Source organism: Saccharothrix syringae, assembly GCF_009498035.1.
GTDB lineage: Bacteria > Actinomycetota > Actinomycetes > Mycobacteriales > Pseudonocardiaceae > Actinosynnema > Actinosynnema syringae.
The window spans coordinates 4,898,493-4,909,078 of the sequence record NZ_CP034550.1 but is presented as its reverse complement, the minus strand read 5'-3'; the positions used below and the strand labels follow the sequence as shown (position 1 = coordinate 4,909,078).

5 protein-coding genes are annotated in these 10,586 nt (G+C 78.1%); 2 read left to right on the top strand and 3 right to left on the bottom strand.

What is annotated here, in order from left to right; genetic code table 11:
* Positions 1-26: 26 nt before the first annotated feature.
* The 3 genes from EKG83_RS21335 to EKG83_RS21325 are packed head-to-tail and all read right to left on the bottom strand — an operon-like array spanning position 27 to position 7,743.
* Positions 27-2,276: a vWA domain-containing protein gene (locus EKG83_RS21335; protein ID WP_153278266.1), complete on the bottom strand. Its 2,250-nt coding sequence runs from the start codon at positions 2,274-2,276 to the stop codon at positions 27-29.
* The gene (locus EKG83_RS21330; RefSeq protein WP_033429669.1) at positions 2,273-4,927 is read right to left on the bottom strand and encodes a CHAT domain-containing protein; all 2,655 of its coding nucleotides are present in this window, start codon (positions 4,925-4,927) and stop codon (positions 2,273-2,275) included. Before EKG83_RS21330 ends, EKG83_RS21335 begins: the two co-directional genes overlap by 4 nt.
* The gene (locus tag EKG83_RS21325; RefSeq protein WP_033429670.1) at positions 4,924-7,743 is read right to left on the bottom strand and encodes a hypothetical protein; all 2,820 of its coding nucleotides are present in this window, start codon (positions 7,741-7,743) and stop codon (positions 4,924-4,926) included. Before EKG83_RS21325 ends, EKG83_RS21330 begins: the two co-directional genes overlap by 4 nt.
* 341 nt (positions 7,744-8,084) lie before the next feature.
* On the opposite strand from EKG83_RS21325, the gene EKG83_RS21320 reads away from it, so the two are divergent.
* Entirely contained in the window at positions 8,085-8,882 is a 798-nt protein-coding gene (locus tag EKG83_RS21320; protein ID WP_033429671.1) for a hypothetical protein, read from the top strand.
* Positions 8,879-10,582, top strand: coding sequence for an ATP-binding protein (locus EKG83_RS21315; protein ID WP_033429672.1), 1,704 nt, complete (start codon positions 8,879-8,881; stop codon positions 10,580-10,582). Before EKG83_RS21320 ends, EKG83_RS21315 begins: the two co-directional genes overlap by 4 nt.
* Positions 10,583-10,586: the final 4 nt, after the last annotated feature.

Genomic DNA, 10,586 nt, shown 5'->3' with positions numbered 1-10,586 from the left:
TCCTCACTCCGGGCGCCCGGCGGCGATCAGGTGTTGTCGTAGGGGTCTTCCGGCCGGCTCGACCGGCGTCCCGACCCGCTGGCGGCGTAGGGGTCCTCGCGGCGCCGCGGCCGGGGCGCGGTGCCCGCCGCCGGGCGGTCGTGCAGGACCAGTTCGACGCCGTCGCCCAGGTCGAGCACCCCGCCGGGGCCCAGGGCGACCGGTGCCCCGGACGGGCCGCGCAGGGTGGCCCCGCCCCGGTCGCGGCGCACCGCGTACCGGGCCGCGCCGCCGCCGGTGGTCAGGCCGACCTCCGCACCCGGCCCCTGGCGGACGGCGAAGCGGAACTCGTCGCCCCGGTGCTGGGCGCGCATCGACTGCACGGTCTGCCCGTGCCGGCGCAGCTCGACCCGCACGCCGCGCACGTCGCGCTCGGCCCGCGCGCGCCGCACCCGCCGGAGCACCACCGCCGCGGCCGCGGCGACCGCCACCGCGAGCAGCGCCCACAGCCACCACAGGCGTTCGAACAGGGTCGGCACCGGCACCAGGTCGCGGGCGAACAGCAGCTCCGCGACCACGGCGCCGTCCGCCTCGTCCACCAGCCGCAACCGGGCCTGGTTGGGGCCCAGGGTGGTGGCCGGGTCGAACCGGACGGAGAAGTCCAGCACGGCGTTGCCCGCCGCGGGCACCTGCAACAGCGCCGGTTCGGCCGAGATCACCGCGCCCGCGCTCGGGTCGACCAGCTCCAGCCGCAGCGCCCGCGCCTCGCCGGTGGCGTTGGTGACGTCCGCGCGGCCCGCCAGCGACTCACCGGGCACGACCTCGTCGTCCTCACCCGCCAGGGTCAGCACGCCGGTCAGCCCGGCCGCGCCGGCGGAGACCCGGGTCGGGTAGGGGCGGCGGTCGCCGCTCACCCCGACGCCGGTGACGCTGCCGAGGAAGTCCAGCCGCCCGGTGGCGCTGCTCGGCACGGTCAGCGCGCCCCGGTACTGGCCGTCGCCCGCCGCGTCGGCCAGCTCCACGGCCGGCACCGGCGGGAACCCGTCGCCGCTCAGCTCGGCCGTCAGCGTCAGCCCCCGCAACTGGTCCGGGTCGGTGATGGCGCCCCGCGAACCGCGCACCTGCATGGTCACCTCGACCGTGGCCCCGGCCTCGGGGGCGGGCGGGTCGAGCCCGATGACGGCGCGGACCGCGCCCTGGAAGATCGCCACCGTGCCGACGTTGCGGGTGGGCACGCCCGGTGGGGCGGACAACCGCACGGTCCACGTCCCCGGCTCCGGGTTGACGATGCGCAGCGCCTCGGTCTCGGTGCCCTGGCCGCTCAGCTCGAAGCGCGACACGCCCGACCCGCCGTTGACGGGCACCTGGTCGCCGTTCGGGTCGAGGTAGCCGACCACGACCCGCGGGTCGCGCTTGTAGACCAGGATCGAGCCCGCGCTGGCGATGGCCGGCACGTCCACCCGCAGGTCCAGGCTGCCGCCGTCGGGCAGCTCGCCGGTCACCGGGTCGCCGACGCTCGCGCAGCGCGCGCGCCGGGACGCGTCGCCGATGGTCCGCAGCAGGTCGGCCGACCCGGTGACCACGGTCGCCCCGGGTGCCGGGGTCCGGACGCCGCAGCGGTCCTGCGCCCCGCCGGTGGCGAACCGGGCGAGCAGGTCGGGGTTGGCCTTGCCGAACCCGAGCGGCCACACCGCCACGCCCGCGGCGGCGAGCCGGTCGAGCAGGCCGGGCACCTGGTCGAGCGCGGCGGCGTTGCGGTCCGCGCCGGGGCCGGGGCCGTACGCGGGGCTGTCGCTGACGTCCAGCTCGCCGTCGGTGAGCAGGTACACGATCTTGCGCTGGTCGGTCGCGCCGGGAGCGTCGAGGTACCCCAGCGCGGTGTTCAGCGCGGCCACGTGGTCGGTGCCGTCGCCCTCGGCCTCGGTGCGCCTGCGCAGCCCGCCGACGCAGTCGGCGAGCACCTGGCGGCGCTGCGGCGTGTCCAGCGCCGTGGGCGGGCAGACCACGTCGACCGCCGACTGCTCGGACCGGTCCGCGCTGGCGAAGCCGACCACCGACACCGTCGACCCCGGCGACGGCTCGCCCTGCACGATGACGCGCACCGCGTCCCGCTCGGCGGCGACGTCCTCGTCGGTCAGGCTGCCCGACTGGTCGACCAGGACCACGATCCGCACCGGCTGGAGCTGCGGCGGCGGTTCCTGCGCGCGGGCCGGTGCGGTGGTCGCCGCCCCGGCCAGCAGGGCGGCCACCAGCGCCACCCGGGCCGACCACCGGCCGGCGGGTCCGAACGTGCTCATCGCTGCTCCCCGGGGTTCGGTGCCGGGCCGGTCGGCGCGGCCAGGGGCCACCGGCGGCGGTGCCACCGCGCCAGCGGGTCGTTGTCGGTCTGGTGACCGGTGTCGCCGTGCAGGGTCAGCGCGGCCCACCGGGTGGGGTGGCCGTCGGCGGTGTCCTCCTCGCGCTGGGCCAGGAAGAGCGCGACGTCGCGCGGGTGGCGGTCGAGGAGCTGCTCGAACCGGTCCAGGACGCGGGCGGCCACCTCGTCCAGCGCCTCCCAGCGGGCCGCGAGCACCGCCGACGCGCCCGAGAGGAACCCGGCGCGCACGAACCCGGCCCGCTCGTCGCGGCCGATCCGCTCGGCCATGCCCGTCTCGCACGCGCCCAGCGCGAGCGTGCCGGTGGCGCCGAGGTCCATCCCCTGGAACTCACCCGGGCCCAGCCGGCCGTCGCCGCCGTCCCCGGGCACCAGGAACAGGGCCGCCTGCGACGCGTCGTCGCCGAAGGTGCCGTGGCTGTCGATGCGGACCTGCCGGAACGCCCCGGTGCCCAGCGCCGCGCGCAGCCCGGCCGCGGTCGCGGCGGCGCCGTCGAGGACCACCCGGCCCGGCACGTGCGCCGCGGGGCTGATCGGCTGCCCGTCGCGCGCCGGGCCCCGCAGCACCAGCATCTGCTCGCCGCACGTGCCGCGCTGCCCCCGCGCACGGCGGCGCAGCGGGGTCCGCAGCGCCAGGCACGGCAGGCTGGACAGGGCGTACCGGCGGCCGATCAGCGCGCCGTCCGCGCCGGGCAGCGGCAGCAGCGCGAACGGGATGTCGGCCAGCTCGCCCCCGGCCACCACGGCGATCCGCGTGACGCGCCGGGGCAGCTCCAGGAACCCGGGCACGCCGAGCAGGTCCGCGATCTCGACCAGCCGGTCGTCGAACTCCGTCGTGCCCGGCGGCTGCCCCGCCAGCCACCGGGCCCCGCCGCCGGCCAGGCACGCCGCCATCGCGTCGATCGCGTCGACGAGCCGGTGCCGGTCGCAGCGGCGGACCTCGTGCCGCACGCGCACGTCCCACGGCGTCCGCTCGACCAGCACGTGGTGCACGTCGTGCTGGGTGGCGTGCAGCATCCACACGACCTGGGAGCGGGGCATCCCGCGCACGGCCCGGCGGACCCAGCGACGGGCGCCCGCGACGTCACCGGGTTCGGGCAGCGCCCGCGGCGGGTGGTCCGGCCGGACCCGGGGCAGCACCTGCGCGCCCCTGGCCGCCTCCACGGCGATCGCGACCAGCGCCGCCGCCCGGCCGCCGGCCCCGGCGGCCTGCTCGCAGGCCCACAGGACCTGCTCGTCGAACTCGGTGGGCACCGCGTGCAGCATGCGCAGCCGGACGTGGTCGCTCGGCTGCAGCGCGGCCACCGCCTCCTCCGCGCGGTGCGCGTCGGCCCACAACCTGACCGCGTCCTCCGGCCGGCCGAACGCCTTGTGGGTGTGGCCGAGCAGCCGCAGGGCCGCCACCCGGACGGGGGCGACCGAGTCGGCGTACCGGAGGCACCGCTCGCCGTGCGCGACGGCCTGCCCGGCGATCTCGGCCTTGCCGGTGCGGCGGGCGACCGCGTGCAGGAACTCGGCCATCGCCAGGTTCCACTCGGCGGCGTGGCGCTCGTCGGGTTCGGCCGGGACGTGCTCGGCGGCCGGCAGGAGTTCCTCGGCCGCGGCGAGGTCGCCGTGCTTGACCAGCCACCGGATGTGCTGCAGGTGGTGGTCGCCGGTGGCCAGGGCCTCGGGCCCCGGGCTCCGTTCGAGGCGGCGGGCCGCGACCCGGTTCTCCGCGGGCCGCGCGGACTCCCCGGCCGCGCGGTGGAGTTCCGGCACAACCCCGTCGGCGGTGTCGTCGTCCCGCAGCAGCCGCAGGAGCCGGACCCGCGCCTCCAGGAAGAAGAACCGCAGCGCGGGGTCGAGCGGCCCGGCCAGGGCGGGGTCGAGCACGGCGAGGGCTTCCTCGTAGCGGCCGACCACGCGCAGCTCCTCGGAGCGGGTGAGCCGGGCGTGCGGCGAGCGTGTCATGGGGGTTCCACGCCCGGTGGACGGCGCACGCCCGGCACCCGCCGGCCGCCCGGTGGACGGCGTGCGCCCGGCGGAGCGCGCGTCCTGCCGTGCGGCGACGATGCGGAGGTCGTCGGCGACGACGGCGGTGGCCGCCTCGTCCCCCAGCGCCGAGTACAGCCCGTGGGCGCGGCGCAGGTGCCGTTCGGCCGAGGAGAGCCGGCCGCCACGGGCTTCGGCCAGACCCTCCAACCTGGACAGCAGCGCGTCCGCCTCGCCGCGGGGTCGCCCGCCCGCGACCCGGCGGACCGCGGCCAGGTCGTCCTGCACGCGCGAGTGGTCGCCGCGCGTCAGGTCCGTCTCGGCCCGCACCAGCAGCAGCGCCGCGCTGTCGCCGTGCTCGGACAGGTAGGTGTCGCAGTGGGCCAGCGCCCCGGCGCTGTCGCCCAGCGCGCGCAGCCTGGTGACGTGCTCGACGGCGAGCGCGTCGCGCAGCGCCGCCGAGGCGCGGGCCAACCGGACGGCCTCCGGGTACGCGCCGGCCATCCCGGCCGCGTCCCGGCGTTCCGCGGCCGCCCGCGCCCGGGAGATCGCCAGCGCCAGCGGCGAACCCACGACGACCTCGAACTCCTCGGTCCTCACCGGCAGACCTCCTCCTGCGGCGCGGCGGTGGTGGTCGACGGCGGCGCCGACTGCTGCTCCTCCTCCGAGCAGACGGTGAGCAGGACGACCCACCCGCCGGGCCCGCGCAGGGTGCTGCCGAGCCGACCCCCGTACCGGCCGCCGGCCGGGTCGGCGCGGACACCGGTCCAGGCGCCGGTCCGGGGGTCGAACCGGGGGTCGGCCCGGCCGTCGGCGGGGCCGCCGGGGAAGCGGGTGCCGTCGCTGAGGACCCACTCCGGGCGCGGCGGGAGGGACGGTGCCGGGCCGGGTTCGCGGGTCGGGCGCGCGACGACGAACCGCACCCTGGCGTCGGCCGGGATGGGCGCGGGCACCGCGCCCGGCGGTTCGGCGCCCACCACCGACGCCGGGTCCGCCTGGTAGACGGCGGCGCCCACCGGGATCCTGCCGGGGATCTCGGCCGCGGGGGCGACGCCCTCGTCGACCGGTCGGAGCGAGCCGACGTCCTCGCCCGTCAGCCGGCGCGGCAGGACCAGGCTGACCTGCACGACCCCGGCGGGCGTCACCACCTCCCTGGTGGCGAGCACGCGCGACGACGGGTGGCCGGTGTGGACCGCCACCCACGCGTCGCCGATGCGGTAGACGACCTCCCCGTCACCCGCGGTGTAGTGCTGGACGTGCTCGGGGGCGTTGGCGAGGCCGTTCACCGGGTCCTGCCTGACGTACCCGGCGGCCCGCTCCAGCAGGCCGAGCTGGCCGGGGAGCACGGTGATGTCGACCTGGCGGTGCGGCGCGCCGCTGACCGGCACGTCCCGCACCCACGTGGACGCGAACGAGGCGTGCTGGAACTCGGTGTCGAAGACGAGGTTCGGCCCGTCGGCGCGGACCTCGGTGCGGAACTCCCGCTCGCCGCCCGGGGTGTGCAGCGGGGCGTCGGCGAACGGCACCGACTCCCGGGGACCGCCGGTGATCCGCACCGACGTGGCGTCCTGCTCCTGCGCCCGGTCGAAGGTGAACCGCTCGCCGACCCGGCCGTCACCGCCGCGCACCACCCGGTCGAAGTGCTGCGCGCCGGTGGCGGCGTCGACCCGGACGGTGGCCGGGTCGACCGGGTCCGCCCGCCGCGCCCCGGCGGGCAGCGCGGCGGTGCCCGACGGGGTCTCCCCGGCGCGGGCCAGCCCGTCCGCGAGCGACACACCGCCGGAGATCGACAGCAGGTCGCAGTCCGCGGTGGTCTTCGAGGGAACCGCGAGCACCGCCTCGCCCTGCGCCGAGGGCGGTGCCACCAGGGCCAGCGGCGCGCGTTCGCGCAGCTCGGTGTGGCGGGCGTACCAGTCGGCGAAGGACGGGTCGGTCGTGCCCGACGGCGACATCGGCAGCCGGGCGGTGCTCTTGGCGGTGAGCCACTCGAGGGCCCCGCTCCACCTCATCAGCTGTTCGAGGCGGTGGTACTGGGGTTCGTAGTCGGCGACCTCCAGGTAGTGCCGGTCCCAGAACCGCAGCCCGCGCGCGAAGCCGTAGCTCGGCTCCACCTCGGTGCCGTCGGCGCCGTTGGAGCGGGAGAACAGGCGGGTCGCCTGCGCGCCGATGTCGACACCGGTGTCGGAGAAGGCGAACGCGGCGTCGTTCTGGCCGTACCAGAGCCTCCCCCGCTCCTGCCGCGGTCGGCGGGGGCACAGGTCGGGCGGGGTCGGCGCGTCCGGGTCGGGCACGAAGCCGGGCACCTCCGGCGACGGCACCCCGTCGCCGACCCCGGTGACCCACAGCTTCGCGGTCAGGTCGGTGTAGAACAGGGTCATGCCGACTTCCGTGCCGGCCAGGCCGCCGTCGTAGCGGGCCTGGCTGAACAGCGGTCCGCCGGTCAGGGCGCTGCGCAGCGCCCACAGCTGCGTGCGGTCCTGCGGCAGCCCGTCGGCCGGTCCCCCCGGTTGCAGGAGCTGCTGCTCCACGGCACCCGCGAGGTCGTCGGCCGAGGCGTGGCCGGTGCCCGCCCAGTTCCCCGAGCCGATCGCCGCCAGCAGGTCCGGCGCGAGGTCGGGGACGGCGGCGCGGATGTCGTCGACGCCCGCCGGGGGCACGGGGTCCAGGGAGAACCCGGGCAGCGGCCCGGTGGTCCGGTCGTAGCCGCGCTGGAGCACGGCGACGTCGTCGGGGGTGATCCGGGCGGCGGGCGCGTCCTCCCAGCGCCACCCGCCGGCCCATACCTCCCCACCTCTGGTCTCCAGGCGCGCCAGGTGGTCGGTGTCGGCCAGGAAGCCGGCCAGGCCCTCGGGTTGGTCGACCCGGGCCTCCCGCCAGCCGTGGTCCCGGCGCACGTCGGCGGTGGCGGCCGGCGGGTCGGGGCGCAGCTCGACGCGCTGGTGCCCGGTGTCGACCCGGTAGTGGTGCAGGCGGACCCGCGCGGGGTCGGCGCCGGCGTCGGCCCGGTACTGGTCCAGGACCAGGCCGGTGGTCCTGGACTCGTGCGGGTCGCCCTCCTCCACCAGGACGTGCAGGGTCTCGCCGTCGAACAGCCCGCGGCCCGGTCCGACGGGCTGGTCGACGAGGTCGGTGAAGCCCGGGTCCCGCACCGGGGTGGTGTCGTAGAGGGCGTCGACGACCTGGTCGCGGCTCATCCCCAGCGACGCCGCCAGGCCGAGCCTGGCCCAGTCCGCGAGCTGGTCGCCGGCCTCCAGGGGGTCGAGCGCGGCGAGCCGCTGGGCGGCGTCGCGGTAGCCGACCACGAGGTACGACGGGTCACCGCGGCCGGGTGCCGCGTCGGTGCAGCCGGTCACCACCGCCACCAGCGCGACCAGGCACGCGGCGGCCGAGCGCCGTACCCGGGCTGCTGCGCCCATCCGCCTTCCCCCTCGGTGCCGAGACCCGGTGTCCCCCGGATGCCCTCGCATTGACGGACCGTCACCGGACGCTCCGGCGTTCCGGTGACGGGACCGGCCGCGATCACGGGTTGTCGTCTGATCCACCGCGCATGACGGGCTCCCTTCGGGTCGGTCCCGGCAGGGTCCGCGGCGACCGTCGTGGTCGTCGGGGCCGGGCAACCCTGTTGCGGTGCGTCGCGTTCCGGCGGACAACCCGCCCTCGGGGCCACCCGCCGCCACCGGTCGCCGCCTGTCGAGACGCGCCCCGGCACCGCGGTCCGTCAGTGCGGGGTCAACGGCTCGGAGGGAGCGGTTCCCGCATGGTCATGACCACCTGGGACGGTCACCTGCGCATCGACCACCTCGCGGACGCGGGCACGGTGACCCTGACCCTGGTCACCGTCGAACCCGCGACCGAGGTGCGGCTGCGCGCCGGCCTGGTGGCCGGGTTCGTCACGGCCGACCCGCACGGCCCGCCCGCGTCGGTCGCGGCCGCGTTGCAGGACGGCCGGCTGCCGGACGACGTGGTGGCGCTGCTGGGCCCGCGGGTGGCGGCGGCGGTGGCGGAGCTGCTCGCGACGGGCCGTCGGGGGCGGTGGCTCCAGCTCGACCTGGTCGAGGTCGACGACCTCGCCGCGGCCTGGGCGCCGTACCGGGGGGTGGCGCTGGAGAGCGGGCCGCGGGCCACGTCGGGCGCGCTCGGGTCGTGGGCGGGCGAGCTGTGGACGTGCCTGGGCGTCCGGGGGTGGCGCGACCTGCTCCGGTCCCTCGGCGAGCCGGCCCACGCCCTGGGCCCGGTCCGCTCGGACGGCACGCCGCCCACCGGGGTGCCGTCGGGGACCTGGCGGTTGCCCGACGCGCTCGCCGCGGCGGTCGGGGTGGCGCCGGAGGTGGCGTGGGAGCTGCGCCTCGGCGGACCGGGCGGTGCCGTGGTCGAGCTGCTGGCGCGGCCCACCGGGCGACCGGCCGGCGCGGTGCTCCAGGCCGGGGTGGACGACGGGTCGCAGCGCTGGGTGCCGTTCGAGGCGGACGGCGCGGGTGGGCTGCGCGCGCGGCTGACCGGCTTCGACGAGGCGGTGAGCGTGCGCTTCCGCTCCGAGACCAGGAGGACGGCATGAGGCGGGACCCGGACCGCGAGCGGCTCAGGCAGGCGCTGGCGGCGTGCGCCGAGGAGGTGTTCGACGCGCTCGACCCCGACGACCTCGCCGCGCTGGTGGCCGGGGCCGGCTCGCGGCCGGAGCTGCGCGACGAGGTGGTCGAGCGGGCCGAGGCGGTGGTCCGCAGGCTCGCCGGCACCGCCGACGCGGTGGGGCCGCGGGAGTGCCACCTGCTCGTCGCCGCCTGCTTCACCTGGAGCGGCACCAGGGGCGGGGTGGCCAGGAACAGCGGTCACGCGGCGAGGAAGTTCCTGCGCTACCGGCGGTTCGTCGACGTGCCGCTCAACTACCTGGTCCGCACCGACCGGGTCGTGCCCGACGACGAGCGGACCGCCGCGCTGCTGGCGCTGAGCCTGCGGGTGCGCGCCGGCCTGGCCGAGGCGGGCGCGGACCAGGAACCCGAGCTGATCCTCAACATGGTGGTCCCGGCGATCGTGGCCGCGCTGGGCCCGGACCGGCCGGCCGGCCCGGACGCGGGTGCCGCGCTCGTCGGCGCCGCGCTCGACGTGCTCGCCCGCGGCGCCGAGCTGGCGGCCGCCCACCGGGCGACCCGCCGGTCCACCGGCACGGGCCTCCCGGTCGCCGGCAACACCGACTTCCTGGTGCGGATCGCCGCCTACCGGGTCGCCCTGGACGAACGCCGGGGCGCGGCCGTGCCGGCGGACGCGGTCGGGCGGGCGGCGGACGACCTCGTCGCCGTCCTGCGCAGGGCGATGAACCACCCGGCCGGCGGGCCGCACTGGCGCGGTCCCGGCGAACCCGACGTGGCGTCGGCCTTCGGCCACTACGCGGGCCACCTCGGCGAGGCGTGCGGGACCGCCGCCGGGCGCCGGGCGGTCAAGGCGGTGCACTCGGTGCTCAGCCACCGCCTGGGCCTGGGCGACAAGCCCGACCACGTGGTCGTCGAGGACTTCCGCTCCGCTCCCCCGCCGTCGTCGGCGACCGAGACCCGCCCGGACGTGGAGCACCTGGTGGGCTGGCTGATCGCCGCGCTGTTCCGCGGCGCGGGCCCGGACGCCCGCGAACCCCTGCTCCAGTGGCTCGACGGCAAGCAGGTGCCCGACGAGGCGCGGAACCTGGCGCTGCTGGTGCGCCGGCTGCGGGTCGCCACCGCCGTGCTCGACCGGGCACCGGCGTCGCGGCCGCCCCGGCCGGCCGGGGTTCCCGAGAGCCGGTTCCAGGCGCTCACCGCCCGGCTGGCCGCCACCGTCGCCCCCGCCGACGTCACCGACGACGCGCTGGCCGCCGCCCGCCTGGTCACCCTCTCCGCGCTGCCGCCGCTGTGGACGCGCCGCCGCCCCGCCGTGCTGCTGGTGACCTCCCACCTGCGCGTGCTGCTGGGCGGGCACCGCAGCGCGGCCGTGCAGGCGGTGCTGGTGGCCGCCCACGGCGTGCGGGCGCCGGTGCAGTTCGTGCAGAAGGCGTCGGGTCCGCCGGCCGAGCCGTGCTGCCCGGACGCGGCGGGCGGCGGCTGGTCGCCCGGCGGTCGGCCCCGCGAGCCGGTGCACTACCAGGAGGTCTGCCCGCACCGGCCGTGGGGCGAGGTGGGCTGGGTGGAGAACTACCGCACCCTCGGCGCGGCGGCCGGGGCCACGAGCGAGGCGGTCCGCAGGCAGTTGGAGCGCTACCAGGGGGCTTGGCGCGAACTGCTGTGGCCCTGACGGA